Annotated in this window: 16 protein-coding genes and 1 tRNA gene; 7 read left to right on the top strand and 10 right to left on the bottom strand. The window is 61.9% G+C overall.

Features of this window, described 5'->3' with window-relative positions:
• The first annotated feature begins 19 nt into the window (after positions 1-19).
• Positions 20-826, top strand: a complete 807-nt coding sequence (locus V7S54_RS14050) for an alpha/beta fold hydrolase (RefSeq protein ID WP_065376817.1) — start codon at positions 20-22, stop codon at positions 824-826.
• A 77-nt stretch (positions 827-903) separates the two neighbouring features.
• On the opposite strand, the gene metH is transcribed toward V7S54_RS14050, so the two are convergent.
• The 4 genes from metH to V7S54_RS14030 all read right to left on the bottom strand — a co-directional run bounded on the left by metH (position 904) and on the right by V7S54_RS14030 (position 7,399).
• Positions 904-4,674 carry a methionine synthase gene (metH, locus tag V7S54_RS14045; RefSeq protein WP_065376816.1) on the bottom strand — a complete coding sequence of 1,257 codons (3,771 nt, stop codon included), beginning with the start codon at positions 4,672-4,674 and terminating at the stop codon, positions 904-906.
• A gap of 165 nt (positions 4,675-4,839) precedes the next feature.
• Positions 4,840-6,000 carry an AGE family epimerase/isomerase gene (locus V7S54_RS14040; protein WP_065376838.1) on the bottom strand — a complete coding sequence of 387 codons (1,161 nt, stop codon included), beginning with the start codon at positions 5,998-6,000 and terminating at the stop codon, positions 4,840-4,842.
• Between the two features lie 3 nt (positions 6,001-6,003).
• Positions 6,004-6,498, bottom strand: a complete 495-nt coding sequence (locus tag V7S54_RS14035) for a heme-degrading domain-containing protein (protein WP_065376815.1) — start codon at positions 6,496-6,498, stop codon at positions 6,004-6,006.
• A gap of 4 nt (positions 6,499-6,502) precedes the next feature.
• The gene (locus V7S54_RS14030) at positions 6,503-7,399 is read right to left on the bottom strand and encodes an ROK family protein (protein ID WP_065376814.1); all 897 of its coding nucleotides are present in this window, start codon (positions 7,397-7,399) and stop codon (positions 6,503-6,505) included.
• 251 nt (positions 7,400-7,650) lie between these two features.
• Here V7S54_RS14030 and V7S54_RS14025 point away from each other — a divergent pair.
• Positions 7,651-7,727 (top strand) — tRNA-Arg (locus V7S54_RS14025).
• 444 nt (positions 7,728-8,171) lie between these two features.
• Here the strand turns inward: V7S54_RS14025 and V7S54_RS14020 are convergent.
• Positions 8,172-8,420, bottom strand: coding sequence for a hypothetical protein (locus V7S54_RS14020; protein WP_141679549.1), 249 nt, complete (start codon positions 8,418-8,420; stop codon positions 8,172-8,174).
• 501 nt (positions 8,421-8,921) lie between these two features.
• Here V7S54_RS14020 and V7S54_RS14015 point away from each other — a divergent pair.
• Entirely contained in the window at positions 8,922-9,512 is a 591-nt protein-coding gene (locus tag V7S54_RS14015; protein WP_336408437.1) for a PE family protein, read from the top strand.
• 492 nt (positions 9,513-10,004) lie between these two features.
• Positions 10,005-10,505, top strand: coding sequence for a GNAT family N-acetyltransferase (locus tag V7S54_RS14010; RefSeq protein WP_336408438.1), 501 nt, complete (start codon positions 10,005-10,007; stop codon positions 10,503-10,505).
• On the opposite strand, the gene V7S54_RS14005 is transcribed toward V7S54_RS14010, so the two are convergent.
• Positions 10,502-11,524, bottom strand: a complete 1,023-nt coding sequence (locus V7S54_RS14005) for a LysR family transcriptional regulator (RefSeq protein WP_234792999.1) — start codon at positions 11,522-11,524, stop codon at positions 10,502-10,504. The two genes, V7S54_RS14010 and V7S54_RS14005, sit on opposite strands and share 4 nt — an antisense overlap.
• On the opposite strand from V7S54_RS14005, the gene V7S54_RS14000 reads away from it, so the two are divergent.
• Entirely contained in the window at positions 11,518-12,240 is a 723-nt protein-coding gene (locus V7S54_RS14000; protein ID WP_065374224.1) for an SDR family NAD(P)-dependent oxidoreductase, read from the top strand. The two genes, V7S54_RS14005 and V7S54_RS14000, sit on opposite strands and share 7 nt — an antisense overlap.
• Positions 12,234-12,722, top strand: a complete 489-nt coding sequence (locus V7S54_RS13995) for a RidA family protein (protein WP_065374223.1) — start codon at positions 12,234-12,236, stop codon at positions 12,720-12,722. The genes V7S54_RS14000 and V7S54_RS13995 overlap by 7 nt, the downstream gene beginning before the upstream one ends.
• Before the next feature lie 184 nt (positions 12,723-12,906).
• On the opposite strand, the gene V7S54_RS13990 is transcribed toward V7S54_RS13995, so the two are convergent.
• Positions 12,907-13,644: a phosphatase PAP2 family protein gene (locus V7S54_RS13990; RefSeq protein ID WP_336408439.1), complete on the bottom strand. Its 738-nt coding sequence runs from the start codon at positions 13,642-13,644 to the stop codon at positions 12,907-12,909.
• On the opposite strand from V7S54_RS13990, the gene V7S54_RS13985 reads away from it, so the two are divergent.
• Complete coding sequence (locus V7S54_RS13985; RefSeq protein ID WP_336408440.1) at positions 13,625-13,987, top strand: hypothetical protein; 363 nt, start codon at positions 13,625-13,627, stop codon at positions 13,985-13,987. The genes V7S54_RS13990 and V7S54_RS13985 overlap by 20 nt on opposite strands.
• A gap of 36 nt (positions 13,988-14,023) precedes the next feature.
• Here V7S54_RS13985 and V7S54_RS13980 read toward each other — a convergent pair whose 3' ends face one another.
• The 3 genes from V7S54_RS13980 to V7S54_RS13970 form a co-directional block, all read right to left on the bottom strand.
• A complete protein-coding gene (locus V7S54_RS13980) occupies positions 14,024-14,392 on the bottom strand; it encodes a VOC family protein (RefSeq protein ID WP_065374221.1) in 369 nt (122 codons plus the stop codon).
• Positions 14,393-14,529: 137 nt separating this feature from the next.
• Positions 14,530-14,691 (bottom strand): Thivi_2564 family membrane protein, encoded by a 162-nt coding sequence (locus tag V7S54_RS13975; protein WP_089044368.1) that lies wholly within the window; start codon positions 14,689-14,691, stop codon positions 14,530-14,532.
• Positions 14,692-14,833: 142 nt separating this feature from the next.
• On the bottom strand, positions 14,834-15,556 hold the full coding sequence (locus V7S54_RS13970; protein WP_065374220.1) for an META domain-containing protein: 723 nt from the start codon (positions 15,554-15,556) through the stop codon (positions 14,834-14,836).
• Between the last annotated feature and the right edge of the window lie 9 nt (positions 15,557-15,565).

Below are 15,565 nucleotides of genomic sequence, written 5' to 3'. Positions count from 1 at the left end.
GGCAGCGGAGGCCGCGTGCATGGAATTCCAGGACGACGACCTTGCTGCATTTGCCGAACATGGCGCAGCGCCCCTGCCAACCGCAACTGTCGAGGGCCACGTCGAGCACAACGGCGCGCGCATCTGGTACGCGGCCTATGGCCGGGGCACCCCGGTGATCCTGCTGCATGGTGGCCTCGGCCATAGCGGCAACTGGGGCTACCAGGTGCCGGCGCTGCTTGCGGCCGGGCACCGCGTCATCCTGATCGACAGCCGCGGCCACGGCCGCAGCACCCGCGACACCAGGCCCTACACCTATGAGCTGATGGCGTCGGACGCGATCACCGTCATGGACCGGCTGGAGCTCGAGAAGGCGGCGTTTGCCGGCTGGAGCGACGGCGCCTGCATTGCACTCGTCCTCGCCTCGATGGAGCCGGAGCGTGCCGCCGGCGTCTTCTTCTTCGCCTGCAACATGGACCCGAGCGGAACCAAGGAAATCGAGCCGAGCCCGGCGCTCGACCGCTGCTTCGGCCGCCATTCGAGCGACTACAGACAGCTATCGGCAACGCCGGACGATTTCGGCGCCTTCGTCGACGCCGTCAGCGAGATGCAGAAGACCGAGCCGAACTACACCGCCGAAGAACTCGGCCGGATCCGCGTACCGGTCGCGATCGTCCAGAGCGAAAACGACGAGTTCATCAAGCGCGAGCACGCCGACTATCTGGCGCGCAGCATTCCCGGCGCCGAATTCATCCTGCTTTCCGGCGTCAGCCACTTCGCACCGCTGCAGCGGCCGGACCGCTTCAACGTCGCGCTCATCGGCTTTCTGGCAAGCCTTCCCGACTGACCGCATTCCCCGGGTGCGACGGCCTCCGTGCGAATGGACGGGCAAGACCGGCCCGTCTGTCTGCCGTCCGAGCGAGATTACTCCGCCGCCTCACTCTCCGGCATCGGCACGTAGTTGAGGATCGGCGACAGCCAGCGCTCGACCTCGCGCACCGGCATGCGCTTGCGTGTCGCGTAATCCTCGATCTGGTCGCGCTCCACCTTGGCGACACCGAAGTAATAGGCCTCGGGGTGGCCGATATAGAGGCCGGACACCGACGAACCCGGCCACATCGCATAGCTCTCGGTCAGGGTGACGCCGATCGCAGCTTCCGCATCGAGCAGCCGGAAGAGCGTCGCCTTTTCCGTATGGTCGGGCTGCGCCGGATAACCGGGCGCCGGACGGATGCCGGCATAGGGCTCGCCGATCAGATCCTGCGGCGTGAAAGTCTCGTCGGCCGCATAGCCCCAGAGTTCCTTGCGCACATATTCATGCATGCGCTCGGCAAAAGCTTCGGCAAAACGGTCGGCCAGCGCCTTGACCAGGATCGAGGAATAGTCGTCGTTGGCACGCTCGAAGCGCTCGGCAATCGCAACTTCCTCGATGCCGGCGGTGACGACAAAGCCACCAACATAGTCGTTGGAGCCGCTGTCGGCCGGAGCGACGAAATCGGAAAGGGCCACATTCGGGCGGCCGTCGCGCTTCGTCAGCTGCTGACGCAGCGTGAAGAAGGTCGCAAGCTCAGAAGCGCGATCCTCTCCGGTGAACAGCCGGATGTCGTCGCCGACGGTGCCGGCCGGCCAGAAGCCGACCACGGCCTTCGGCGCGAACCACTTCTCCTCAATGATCTGCGCAAGCATCGCCTGGGCGTCGTCGAACAGTTGCCGGGCGGCGGCACCTTGCGCCTCGTCCTCCAGGATCCTCGGATAGACGCCCTTCAGTTCCCAGGTCTGGAAGAACGGAGTCCAGTCGATATAGCGGGCAAGCTCCGCCAGATCCCAGCTCTCGAAGACCCGCGTGCCGAGGAAGGACGGCGCCTTGACCTGATGGGCAGCCCAGTCGATCTTGTGCTGGTTGGCGCGCGCCTGCGACAGCGGCAGCCGACGCTTTTCCGCCTCGTTGCGTGCATGTGCGTCGGCAACCTTGCGGTACTCCGCCCGGACCGTCTCAATGTAGTTGCCCCGCGCCTCCGGCGACAGGAGGCTCGAAACGACGCCGACGGCACGGCTGGCATCGGTGACGTAGACAGTCTGGCCACGATCGTAGCGCGGATTGATCTTGACCGCCGTGTGCACACGGCTGGTCGTCGCGCCGCCGATCAAAAGCGGAATGTCGAAGCCTTCGCGCTCAAGCTCGGAGGCGACGTGCACCATTTCGTCGAGCGACGGGGTGATCAAGCCGGAGAGACCGATGATATCGACCTTCCGCTCGCGTGCTACGTCGAGGATCTTCGCCGAGGGCACCATGACGCCGAGATCGATGATCTCGTAATTGTTGCAGGCAAGCACGACGCCGACGATGTTCTTGCCGATGTCGTGCACGTCGCCCTTGACCGTCGCCATCAGAATCTTGCCGGCGCTTTCGCGCGCTTCGCCGCCATTGGCAAGCTTCTCCGCCTCCATGTGCGGCAAGAGCACGGCAACCGCCTGCTTCATCACGCGTGCGGATTTCACCACCTGCGGCAGGAACATCTTGCCGGAACCGAAGAGGTCGCCGACGACGTTCATACCCGCCATCAGCGGGCCTTCGATGACGTGCAACGGCCGCGCTGCCTCAAGCCGCGCCTCCTCTGTGTCGGCCTCGATGTATTCGGTAATGCCGTTGACGAGCGCGTGTTCAAGACGCTTTGCCACCGACCATTCGCGCCAGGAGAGATCCTTCTCGCGTCCCTGCGAACCGCCCTGGCCGCGATAGCGCTCGGCGATTTCAAGCATGCGCTCGGTCGAATCGGTGCGACGGTTGAGCACCACGTCCTCGCAGGCCTCGCGCAGATCCGGGTCGATCGCGTCATAGACGGCGAGCTGGCCGGCATTGACGATGCCCATGTCCATGCCCGCCTGGATGGCGTGATAGAGGAAGACGGCATGCATCGCCTCGCGTACCGGCTCGTTGCCGCGGAAGGAGAAGGAAAGGTTGGAGACACCGCCGGAGATATGCACATGCGGCAGCGTGGCGATGATTTCGCGCGTCGCCTCGATGAAGTCGACGCCGTAGTTGTTGTGCTCCTCGATGCCGGTCGCCACCGCGAAGATGTTCGGGTCGAAGATGATGTCCTCGGGCGGGAAGCCGGCCTCTTCGGTCAGGAGCTTGTAGGCCCGGCTGCAGATCTCGACCTTGCGCGCCTTGGTATCGGCCTGGCCGACCTCGTCGAAGGCCATGATGACGACCGCTGCACCATAGGCGCGGCAGAGTTTCGCGTGGTGCAGGAAGGCCTCTTCGCCTTCCTTCATGGAAATGGAATTGACCAGGGGCTTGCCCTGAACGCATTTCAAGCCCGCTTCGATCACCTCCCATTTCGACGAGTCGATCATCACGGGCACGCGGGCGATATCGGGCTCGGAAGCGACGAGGTTCAGGAACTCGATCATCGCCTGCTTCGAATCGATCAGACCCTCGTCCATGTTGATGTCGATGATCTGGGCGCCGTTCGCCACCTGGTCGCGCGCGACATCGAGTGCGGCCGAATAGTCGCCGGCTGTGATCAGCTTGCGGAACTTGGCCGATCCGGTGACGTTGGTGCGCTCGCCGACGTTCACGAACGGAATGTCCGAGGTCAGCGTGAAAGGCTCCAGCCCGGAAAGCCGCATCAGTGGCTCGACCTTGGGGATCTCGCGCGGCGGGTGCTTGGCAACGGCTCTCGCGATCGCGCTGATATGAGCGGGCGTCGAGCCGCAGCAGCCGCCGACGACGTTGAGGAGGCCATCGCGCGCGAAGGCTTCCACCTGTGCTGCCATCTGCTCCGGCGTTTCGTCATACTGGCCGAACTCGTTCGGCAGGCCGGCATTGGGATAGGCGCAGACGAAGGTATCGGCGACACCAGAGAGCTCGTCGATATGGGCGCGCATGGCATTGGCGCCGAGCGCGCAGTTGAGCCCGATGGTGAAGGGATCGGCATGGCGAACGGAATGCCAGAAGGCTGTCGGCGTCTGGCCGGAAAGCGTGCGGCCCGAAAGGTCGGTGATCGTGCCTGAGATCATCACCGGCAGCTCGATACCCTTCTCGACGAAGACCTCCTTGGTCGCGAAAATCGCCGCCTTGGCGTTCAGCGTGTCGAAGATCGTCTCGATCAGGATGATGTCGGCGCCGCCGTCGATCAGGCCGCGGATCTGTTCGGCATAGGCGATCCTGAGATCGTCGAAGGTGACGGCGCGATAACCGGGATTGTTGACGTCGGGCGAGATCGACGCCGTGCGGTTCGTCGGCCCAAGCGCGCCGGCGACGAAGCGCCGGCGACCGTCTTCGGCCTCGGCACGCTTGGCGGCGCGGCGCGCCAGCCGGGCGCCGTCGCGGTTGAGCTCATAGACCATGTCCTCCATGCCGTAATCGGCCTGGGCGATGCGGGTCGAGGAGAAGGTGTTGGTCTCGAGGATGTCGGCGCCGGCGATCGCATAGGCGTAGTGAATGTCCTCGATCGCCTTCGGCTGCGTCAGCGTCAAAAGATCGTTGTTGCCTTGCTGGTGACAGGCACAGCCACCGAACCGGTCGCCACGGAAATGCTGCTCGATAAAGCCGAGCTGCTGGATCTCCGTGCCCATCGCGCCATCCATGATCAGGATGCGTTCACTCGCCGCCCGACGCAGCGCCTCTTTGATCTCGGAGCCGTCCGGCTTGGAGGAAACGTCACCGAAAAGGGCGCCGATGGCGGACATGGGAAATCTCCCGTTCTGAAAACGACAAACAATAAACGAGTCAATCACATAAAGATATCTTTATGTCAACATATGACGCGATCACATTTGGCCATCGGGACAAAGAAAATGGCCCGCCGCGATTGCGACGGGCCGTGACAAAAGGACCTGCTCCGGATCGGCAAATCAGAGCCGTGCCAGGCAATCCTCGGTTTCGTAGATGGCGCAGAGGATGTGATAGAAGCTGCTGGCCGGTGCAGGCTCGTCAACGAAGCTGCCATCGGCCTTCTGCTTGTCGCGCCAAAGACCGGCGACTGGCGTCTCCAGGAAAGTCTGAAGCGCTGCCGCCGCCCGCGCCGCCGAAGCGAGATAGCGCTCACGCTCGGCGCCGCTGGTCAGCGCCGCGAAACGAACCGCGGCCTTCAGCCACTCGGTCTGCGGCCAGAGCCGCGCAATCGGATCGGCCACCGAGAGATCGTCGAGAAGCGTCATGATCGCGACGTTGCGGTTCGCGCAAATGCCGTGCGCCTCGCCAATATTGAAGAGCCGCCGCGCTTTCACGATCGCCTCGGCGCTGCCGCGACGCTCTGCCCAGCGCAACAGCAGCCAAGCCCATTCGAAGAGATGGCCGGGCTCGACGATGCGGCCTTTGTCGCCGGCAATCGGCGCCCAGTCGTGATCGAAGAACTCACGCAGCACTCCGGTCTCAGCGTCGATGAAATGATCCATCGCCAGATCCGCAATCTCGTCGGCGAGATTGGCCCAGGCGACCTGATCGAAGCCCTCAACCGCCTCGCTGGCAAGGCACGCCTCGAAGAGATGCATGTGCGGATTGGAGCAAAGCGGCAGGCGCGAAGGGTTGTCTTCCTCGAAACCGGCAACGGGATGCTTGACGTGCGCCTCGATCCGAGACCGAAGGTCGTTGCTGCGTTCGATCATCTCCGCCTTTCGCGCCGGCACGACCTCGGCAAGGTAAGCGAAGGCGAGCAGCGCGAAGGCCTGATTGTAGAGATCGAAGGATCCGTCGAGCAAATTGCCATCCACATCGGCGAGGGCGCCGTAGAAGCCGCTCGGCTGCTTGAAGACGCGATCGAAATAGGCAAGTCCGCCTTCGGCCGCGCCGCGCCAATCGCCAAACCAGCCGCGTCGGCCGGCTTCCGAGAAGCAATAGACCTGTCGCGGCTGGACGCGCGAGCGCCGGTTGGCGCGCGTCGGCGCGCCCGCCATGTCGATCGTCTCAACGAAGCCGCCTGAGGCATCGACACCCTTGTCGCGCCAGAGCGGCAGGGCCTTGTCGGCCAGCCATTGCGACAAAATCTGGGACTGGGAGAAAATATCGCCTGCCAACACTTAGCCCTCGAGCTTCAACGCGTCGTGATCCTTGCCGAGCAAGGACGAAAGCGCTTCGACAACCATGTTGTGGTCCTCGCGCTGCGGCAGACCGGAAACCGTGACCGCACCGATGCAGCCGGTGCCTTTGACGAAGATCGGGAAGCTGCCGCCGTGGGCTGCATAGTCGGCATCGGCAAGCCCGAGTTTCGCCTGCAGGTTCGTCTGCGCCTTCGCGAGCTCGCGGCCGGTGGCATAGCTGCTCTTGAACAGCCGGAAAACCGTGTTGCGCTTGCGGCGCACCCAGTTCGGATTGTCGGGCGTCGCCCCTTCGAGCGCGGCGTAGAACACCTGCATCGAAAACAGCGTGATGTCGATGACCACACCGAGCTTGCGCTCGACCGCCATCTTGCGCAGCAGCGCGCCGAGCTCCCAGGCCGTTTCGAGGTCGAAGCGCTCGAACTGCAATTCCTGTTCCTGCCGCGCGATGCGGCCCAAGTCCTTGTCGACATTCATGGGTTCAGTCCTTCCAGAGCCAGGCTGCGCCGCGCACGCCCGAGCTGTCGCCATGCAGGGCCTTGCGGATGGGCGTTTCGAACGTGTCGCCGAAGAGATAGTTGACCACCCGCGGCGGCACGTCGTCATAGATTTCGTCGACATTCGACATGCCGCCGCCAAGCACGTAGACGTCGGGGTCGACGATGTTGGTGAGCAGCGCAAGGCTGCGCGCCAGCCGGTCGACGAAGCGCTCGTAGACGCCCGTTGCGACCGGATCGCCCGCCCGCTTCGCCTCGATGATATCGCGTCCGCGCCGCTCGACGCCCGTGGTAATTCGATAGTCGAGCTCGACGCCGGTACCGCAGGCATACATGTCGAGGCAGCCGTGTTTGCCGCACCAGCACTTATGCCCGGGATACTCGTCCCCGGTCATCCACGGCAGCGGATAATGGCCGATCTCGGCGGCAACGCCCTGGTAACCGGCATGCACCTTCTTGTCGATCGCAAGTCCCCCGCCATGGCCGGTGCCGACGATAACGCCGAAAACCACATGCGCGTCCCTGCCCGCACCGTCCACCGCTTCCGAAACCGCCAGGCAGTTGGCGTCGTTGGCGAGCCTGACCGGTCGGCCGAGCGCCGCCTCTAGGTCACGTCCGAGCGGCTTGCCGTTGATCAGCACCGCATTGGAATTGCGAACGATGCCAGTGCGCGGATTGGGGCTACCGGGAATGCCAATACCGATCGACCCCGTTTCGCCTGCCGTCTGCTCGGCGGCGGCAACGAGATCGAGAACGGCACGGATGCAATCGTCGTAGCCGCTGGTCGGGGTCGCGACGCGATGTCGGGCGCGCGTTTCGCCATCACGCCCGAGCGCGATGACTTCCATTTTTGTGCCGCCCCAATCTATTCCGATGAACATATGTGGATCAGGTCTCTGAAGAAGGTATCAAGGGGAGCGCCTGGCTCCTCAAGCCGACGCCTGCCTTGCTTAGCATTCGAAAGACCTGAAAGACCAGCCCCCGTTTCGTAATCGATTTCAACCCGAGGGGCCCCCGGCGACGCGCCGCCCTTTCAGGATAGCCGAAGCTCGGCACTGCCTGCATTTCCGCCGGTACTCATGCAAAAACACTTGGCGAAGAGGCCTTGCTTTTGTATGGGTGCTATCCAAGTGGTCCCGTAGCTCAGCAGGATAGAGCATCAGATTCCTAATCTGGGGGTCGCGCGTTCGAATCGCGCCGGGATCACCAATCTTCTCTACAACTTAGGTTGAATTTCACACTCGATCCCGTGCCCCACTGGTTTACCAGATTTACCAGCGTTTTCAGGCCTTTCCGAGTATTAGCGGGAATTCGTTGGCGCACGGATGGTGCACAACAGCTAACCGGAACGGCAACGCGCAGCGTTGAATATCAACGCTAACGCGCAGCGCCGCCAGGCAACAAACAATGGGAAATGAAGAGAGGCGCCATCAGGGCGCAAGGAAAGAGAAGCAGCCCGCGATATGAAGCCTTGCGAGCTACTCAGTGTTTTCAGCCGGCAGTCAGTATGCTCTCGCGCAGCAGAAGCGAGCTTTCGCTGCGCACGATTTTGGTCATTTCCGGAGGCAATTGGACCCACTCAGAGATTGTCGCGAGTTTCAGATCACCACGCTCGTAAGGCGAGATAATCTCTTCGCGCAGGCCGAAGGGGAACTAGATTGCGAGCGCCCGATATTTTGCCAGCTCGTCGAAAAACCACTGGATGTTCTCGCCGTTGGGTCTCTCAAATTTTCCGCCGGCGATCTTTTGCGCCAGACGAACAACGTGTTCGCGCGAACTGGTACAAATCGGCTCCCAATCGAAGACGTGGATCGGCTCTTTACAGCAGACGAACTTCTGCCACTCCAACGACTGCTGCAAACTTGCGCAGCAGGGCGAAATTGCGCACAGCGTTGCGGTCACGCACCCGGCGGCACCGTTGTTTCTACCGTCATCAGCATCCAAAACAAAAGGAGACGCCTTGAATCACACCAGATTCCTCGGCGTCAGACATGCGAAAATTTCATGCGTAACCCCTGCATGCAGGCCTCATGCGCAGCTTCGCAGGGATCAGCGGCGTCGGTCGCGTTGTTTGCACGCTATGGTTCGAAATCTGCTTCAAATGTGCAGTTACGGTCATAGTCGCCTGCATTTTTATTAGTAAATGTGAAAAAATCACAGGCTTTAGGAAGCGATTAGTTGACGGCTCCGACGACCCCGAAAAAAACGTGGCACCGGAGGGGGTTATCTTCGTCCCAGGGTATTTGTTTCTGCGGCGGCATCAGCGAGGCGCCGGCACTGAACGCGGCGCCCGCAACCTCTGCTTAGTAGAGGTCACGGAAGGACATGCCTAGCCTCGATATTGAGGAGTGAGTTATTGCTCGGCGGCTGGGCAAATACTTGAATCAACATTGGGAGACCAACATGAAAAAGTATCTTCAAACAGTTGCTATCTGCGCACTCGTAGCGGCGGGTTCCACGGCGTCAGCATTCGCCGACGGCGGTAAAATCGGCGGCGCTGGCGAAATTGGCGGCAAGAGCGACGGTTCGAAGGGGACCGGCGACAGAGGTGGAAGTTCAACTGAAAGTGGCGGCGGCAGCGAAAGTGGCGGCGGTAGCGAGAGCGGCGGTGGCAGCGAAAGCGGCGGTGGCAGTGAAAGCAGCGGCGGCAGCGAAAGCGGCGGCGGCAGCGAAAGCGGCGGCGGCAGCGAAAGCGGCGGCGGCAGCGAAAGCGGCGGTGGCAGCGAAAGCGGCGGCGGCAGCGAAAGCGGCGGTGGCAGCGAAAGCGGCGGTGGCAGTGAAAGCGGCGGCGGCAGTGAAAGCGGCGGCGGCAGCGAAAGCGGCGGTGGCAGTGAAAGCGGCAGTGAAAGCGGCGGCGGCAGCGAAAGCGGCGGCGGCAGCGAAAGCGGCGGTGGCAGCGAAAGCGGCGGCGGCAGTGAAAGCGGCGGCGGCAGTGAAAGCGGCGGCGGTAGCGAAAGCGGCGGCGGCACAGGCGTCGTGTCAACCGCGCGTTAAGCGGGACAGTCTGCTGGTAAGCAGACCAGCAGATCTCTACCGTGGCAGCGAGGGGCCTTTGCCCCTCGCTTTTTTTTCACAAGCGCCGTCAGCCGGCTATGCCGACTCAGCTGGCAATCTCAATTCAAGTGGACCGCGCGACGCACCCTCGGCAGCGTATTCCGACCGTCCACGACTCTTGATGGAGTATGTTGGCATTTGCTATCTCAATTCGGATATTTTCCGTCGGGTTCCGCTGATGATGCCTTCCTCGAAGGGAGCATAAATGGCGCACGACAAATCCAAAACGCCTGAAGCATAAGGGTTTAACTACACATTCCTAAGCTGGGGTCCCGCATCCGAATCGCAGCGGGATCACCATAAAAATCAAATAGATAGAATTCCAACCCTCCGAAACGTTCCCCCGGGCCGCTCCCCACTCGCGTTTAGGCGGCGCTCCATGCCCCGCCAGAAATGTGAGAATCCAGCCAAACGCGTTACTCTGGTGCACTCATGGTTCAGTTGCTCGTGACCTATATGGAAATGCGTGAACAGTCCGCGGGCGAAGCGCTTCCGCCACCGATCGAGCATGCAGCGGTCGCGCCCGAACGGCTGTATGCCGCCGCCTTTCTGCCGCTCTATCGCGCCGTCGGCGAACCGCTGCGCTGGGATCAGCGGTTGCGCATGCCCGCAGCCGATCTCGACTGTTTTCTACATAGCGCCTCGACCGGCCTCTACATTCTTCGGCTTGAGGGCCGCGCGGTCGGGCTCTGCGAATTCGATCGCGTCGATACGCCGGATGTCGAGCTCACCCATTTCGGCCTTGTACCGGAGGCGTATGGCAGGAAGCTCGGGCCGTTCCTTCTCGACAGGGCGCTTCGCGCCGTCTGGGAGGGCGGTGCGAAGCGCATCTGGCTGCACACCGACGAATGGGATCATCCCAAGGCGCAAGACACCTACCGCCGCGCCGGCTTCAGCGTATTCGCACAGAAGCTCGAAGAGGTCGAAGGCTAGCGAAGCGGCTGCCATGCCGGGCCACGCCAGGCTCTCAACGCCTGCAAGAAGACCTGTAACCGCGACGGCAGAAACCGCCGCGTCGGATAGACCGCATGCACAAAGACATCCGGCGCCGACCATCCTGGAAGCACACGCACGAGCTTGCCGCTCGCAAGCAGGCTGTCGCAGAAGATCGGCGGAAGCCGGCCGATGCCGTGGCCGCGCTCGGTGATAGCGCTGGCCGACTGGATATCGTGGACCGAGACGGCTCCGCTCACGGGAAGCCTGATCGATTCGTCCCCGTTGACGAGATGCCATTCGGTTTCATTGTTCCGGGCGTTGACCAGCACACAACGGTGGCCGCGCAGATCTTCCGGCGCGGAGGGCATGCCGTGTTCGTGCAGGTATTCGGGAGCAGCCACGAGGAAGTGGGTGCTCCTGCCGATGCGCTGGGCGACGAGCGACGAATCGCGCAATTCGCCAAACCGGACCGCGACGTCGATGTTTTCGGCAACGAGGTCCATGAACATGTTTGTGACCAAGAGGTCGACCTCGATCTCGGGGTATCTCTTCAGGAAACCGGACAGGAAATCAAAGAACGGCGGCTGCCCGAGAGTCATGGGGACAGTGATGCGCAAAAGCCCTTCGGGTTTTCTTTGCGCTTCGCTCAGGACCCGTTCGGCGTCGCGAAGCTGCTTCAGCGGTTCGCTGCACTCCGCGTAGTAAGCGCGCCCCTGGAGCGTGAGGCTCAGTTTGCGCGTCGTCCGCTGCAACAGAGTGACGCCCAGCTGCTCCTCAAGGGCCGTCACTTTGCGGCTGACGGTGGAGACCGGCATGCCGAGCGCGCGCGCCGCCCGACTGAAACTCTCGAATTGCGCTACGGCAGCGAAAACCGCGATATCGTTCAGATCGACCATGGCCACAATTTTTGCACTGATGGAAAAGTAATTCCAGATAATTTCATCTAATCGTGCAATCGCACCTCGACCATATTGATCCCACGAACGCAATCCAACCGTGGAGAGATCAAATGGCAAACAAGGTCGCCATCATCACCGGCGCGTCCCAGGGCATCGGCGCGGGCCTCACGAACGCTTTTCTCGCGCAGGGCTATAGCGTCGTCGCAACCTCGCGAAGCGTCAGCCAGTCCCGGGACATCGTCGAATCGGACCGGCTGGCCCGCGTCGACGGCGATATCGCCGATCCGGCCACGGCGAAACGCGTGGTCGAAACCGCGATCGACCGGTTCGGCTCGATCGATGCGCTCGTCAACAATGCCGGTATCTTCTTCACCAAGCCCTTCGTCGACTACACCGCCGAAGACTACCGCCAGCTGAGCGCCACGAACATCGAAGGATTCCTCCACACGACCCAGCTGGTCGTCAGGCAGATGCTGGCGCAAAAGAGAGGCGGCAGCATCGTCAGCATCACGACGCCGCTGGCCGATCGCCCGATCGCGGGCATGAACGCCTCCGTCGCGATGCTGACCAAGGGCGGCATCAATGCGATCTCGAAGAATATCGCCATGGAATATGCAAGGGACGGAATCCGCGTCAACGTCGTTGCCCCCGGCGTCGTCGACACCCCGCTACACAAGGACAACCCGAAGGATTTCCTCAACACGCTCTCGCCGATGCACAGCATCTCCAGCGTCGATGAGATCGTGGATGCCGTCCTGTTCCTGACCAGGGCGCCGCGCGTCACCGGAGAGGTGCTGAACGTCGACGGCGGCGCGCATTTGGGCAAATGGTAAGCCGCGCGCAAGCGCCCGCCGCTGGCGCAGAACAGCGGCTGAATGAACTCGGCATCGCGCTGCCTCCTCCAGCGGCACCGTTCGGCAACTATGTCGAAGGGGTCAGGATCGGCAAGCTGCTCTATCTGAGCGGCATGCTGCCGGTGATCGACCGCAAGCCGCAGGTCGTCGGCCGGCTTGGGGTCGAATTAACGGTCGATGAGGGACGGCGCGCCGCGGAAATCGCTACCCTGAGCGCACTCTCGGCGATCAGGGCCGAACTCGGTTCGCTCGATAGGGTCACCGCCGTCGCCAAGCTCGGCGTCTACATCGCAACATCAGGCGATTTCCGCGATCATCCCGCGGTCGCCGATGGCGCTTCCGACCTTCTCGCCAAGGTCTTCGGTCCAGAGCTTCTCTCGGGCCGCATCGTTCTTGGCGTCGCCAGCCTTCCTCTGGGATTGCCGGTCGAAATCGAGCTTTTGGTCGAAGTGGCAGATTGAGACCATCGGTCGGCGGCGATCCGGGCCGCCGACTTTCGGGAAGGAAGTCAGTTCGTCATTTGCCTGTCACGAACAGAAGCTATTGAACAGTCACACCTTCTTGATGACCACGGATGAACTGGCGTCGATCGAAGGTGATGAGGAAGGTCGGGTTTGCCCCGGCCTTTTTTGTTTTGGCCGTTGCCTAAAGTGTCGTCGCAGCCTGCTCCGGTCGGTACCGTTCCCGTCCCATTCCCACGACCGCTCGAACGGCCAGAATTGAAACCACAGCGACCATCGCTCCGGCGATCACATCACTCAAATGATGCCCACCCTCTGGCAGCGTACCGATGATCATCACTGCGTTCAAAACAGCGATCGGGCCGGCGGCCCAGCGAACGCTGCGCAGGGAATAGACAACCATGATTCCAAGGGCCGTATGGTAGGAGGGGAAAGTCACAAGGCCTTGCGCATTCCCGACGAACAGGTTGAAGTTGTCCCCCGACCTCAGCCTCAGCAGTTCGGAGTAGTGCCACATCCCGGCTCGTGCCGTAAACGCGTCGAAGGTTTCGGGCGGCGGATCGAAATAGGCATAGGCGCCCGCGGCCGGAAACATCGCCATCAACAGGCCGGTAAACACCGAGGAAACCGCAAGCAGCGCGATGAACTCCAAAGCTTTGTCCGCTCGCCGAGCCGCACTGTACAAGAGAAACAGCGCAATCACCTGAGGTGTCAGACTGTGATAGGCAATTACCAATGCCCATGCGACCGGCGGAGACCCGTTCGTCGTCTCCAGAAATGAACGCCAATCGAAGCCTAGCGCCGCGTCGAGTGCCGCCAATTTGCCATCGACCAGGGGGACCTGGGTCGCCGAAGCCAAATACATGAAGATGGCACTGACGAAGCCGAGTGGCAGAAAGATCGTGGAAACCACGACCAGCACAATGAGGCGGTCCGCAGCCCATCGCACCGGCCGCCCACGATCTTTCATCGCGCAAGCGGTAGAGAACAAGCCTGCCGATCAGATAGGCAGCCAAAGCGGCCGACGCCGCCTTCGCAAGGTGACCAAAGTTTCGCGGATCAAGGCTGATTGTCGAAAATGGCAGCCACACAACATCGATCGCCGCGAACAAGACAGTCACGGCAACGATGATCGAAACCAAACGACGATTAGCCCCCATATCGACATAGAACCATTCTTTGCCGATACCGGCAATACTTGGTTCAACTCGAGCGAGGCCGCGTCACTGCTTTCTCAGATAGAGATCAACCACGAGCAGGTTTAGACAAAATCGGCCCGGAATCACAGCGTTCGCAGCACTTCAATCATCCGGCCGGCAGACGCGCAGGCGGTGACCATCCAGGTCAAGCGCGACGAAGGTGCGACCGAAGACGGCCGTTTTCAGCTCCTGCTCGATTGTAAGCCCCCGCTCCTGCCAAGCGGCATAGAGCCGCTCGACCTCGGCATCGTCCTGCACCATGAAGGCGATTTCCGAGCGATGGCCCGTGCCGGAGGATACGAAATCCCTCGCCGCCGTGGACCAGAGACTGAAGGTTAGGCCGTCTTCCAGTTCGAAGGCGACATAGCTTGGAAAGGCGGCGGCGGGCTCGCGATCGAGCAGGTCGGTGTAGAAGCGTGCGCTCGCCAGCGGGTCTTCGACATAAAGCAGGATGAGATTTGGTGACAGCATGGTCGGGTCTCCCGTTTCGATGACGCGACCCTAGGCATAACGACTGTCAGCTTCCGTCAGTATCGACCGACCGCGCAAAGAAAAACCGCCGGTACATCGGAGCCGGCGGCTTTCACATTGGTTGGGAACGAGGCGCGTCAGAAGACGGCCAGGTACTTCAACAGAGAGATGATGCCGATGATGATCACGATGATCTGGACGATCTGTTTGGCGCGCGCGTCGAGCGGCAGCCGCTGGACGAGATAGAGCACCAACACGATGACAAGGAACGTAATCAGGATTCCGATAAGCAGCCCCATGGATCAACTCCCTTTTCACAACGACAGCGCGACAGCGCCGGGATTGTAACTATGAAGCGAGGGCAAAAGTTCCGATTCTCCCGGAAACTTCTTTAGCCGGGTTGGAAAGCGCGCCTAAAGACGTTGCCGGGCAGGCTGCGCGTCAAGGCGCGGGCTTGCAGGCGACGCCCTGGTCTTCTTCGCCCTTCGTCGCGTCGAAAAGCGTCGCTTCGTCGCCCTTGGTCCACCAGATGTACTGGCCGCCGGCATACTTCGCGCCCGAAGCGGCAATCACGTTGGAGGCGACGACAAAGGTACCGTCGATCGTGAAAGTCACCAATGAAACCGGGCCGGCATTGATGTATTCCGCTTCGACGGATTTGCCGCCGCAATCATAGCGCATCGATTGCCGATCCACCGCACCGGCCCCCGGAACGCGGAACGTCACGTCGGCTCCTTCGGAACCAGCCGATATCAACGCCAGTTTGATCGCGGTTCTGCCCTCCGCCTTGTTGAGCACCAGCTTCGATCCCTCGACTGCCCAGAAGAGTTCGCTGCCAAGCGCCTCCAGGAATTTCTGCTCCTGGGTCATCGCCGCCGGCACGCACATCTTGCGTGTCGATGCGGCCGGGCCGAAGGTGATCGTCGTGCCCGACAGACTGAAGGTGCCGGTGAAATGGTTGCAGCCGGCCATGCCGCCATAGGTGCCGTCCTCGCGGATTTCCAGCGTCGATTGCAGATCGTCGATCACGCCGCCGCCACCGATATCCTCGGCAAGCCAGGTGCCGACGAGCTGCGGCGGAACGTTTTCGGCTGCAACCGGCTGCATCGAGGCCATCTCGATGGTCACGCAGGCGCAGGAAACGGCGGTAATGATCTTCAGCATCGCGAACTC

The sequence above is a fragment of the Ensifer sp. CCNWLY38 genome (genome assembly GCF_037120565.1).
GTDB classification, from domain to species: Bacteria; Pseudomonadota; Alphaproteobacteria; order Rhizobiales; family Rhizobiaceae; genus Ensifer; species Ensifer adhaerens_H.
Note: the sequence above shows the minus strand (reverse complement) of the source record. Positions and strands in the feature narration are given on the sequence as shown.

Coding starts and splice junctions, on each gene's coding strand:
- V7S54_RS14050 (WP_065376817.1), top strand. CDS start 20: ATGGAATTCCAGGACGACGACCTTGCTGCATTTGCCGAACATGGCGCA.
- metH (WP_065376816.1), bottom strand. CDS start 4,674: ATGTCCGCCATCGGCGCCCTTTTCGGTGACGTTTCCTCCAAGCCGGAC.
- V7S54_RS14035 (WP_065376815.1), bottom strand. CDS start 6,498: ATGAATGTCGACAAGGACTTGGGCCGCATCGCGCGGCAGGAACAGGAA.
- V7S54_RS14030 (WP_065376814.1), bottom strand. CDS start 7,399: ATGTTCATCGGAATAGATTGGGGCGGCACAAAAATGGAAGTCATCGCG.
- V7S54_RS14015 (WP_336408437.1), top strand. CDS start 8,922: ATGAAAAAGTATCTTCAAACAGTTGCTATCTGCGCACTCGTAGCGGCG.
- V7S54_RS14010 (WP_336408438.1), top strand. CDS start 10,005: ATGGTTCAGTTGCTCGTGACCTATATGGAAATGCGTGAACAGTCCGCG.
- V7S54_RS14000 (WP_065374224.1), top strand. CDS start 11,518: ATGGCAAACAAGGTCGCCATCATCACCGGCGCGTCCCAGGGCATCGGC.
- V7S54_RS13995 (WP_065374223.1), top strand. CDS start 12,234: ATGGTAAGCCGCGCGCAAGCGCCCGCCGCTGGCGCAGAACAGCGGCTG.
- V7S54_RS13980 (WP_065374221.1), bottom strand. CDS start 14,392: ATGCTGTCACCAAATCTCATCCTGCTTTATGTCGAAGACCCGCTGGCG.
- V7S54_RS13975 (WP_089044368.1), bottom strand. CDS start 14,691: ATGGGGCTGCTTATCGGAATCCTGATTACGTTCCTTGTCATCGTGTTG.
- V7S54_RS13970 (WP_065374220.1), bottom strand. CDS start 15,556: ATGCTGAAGATCATTACCGCCGTTTCCTGCGCCTGCGTGACCATCGAG.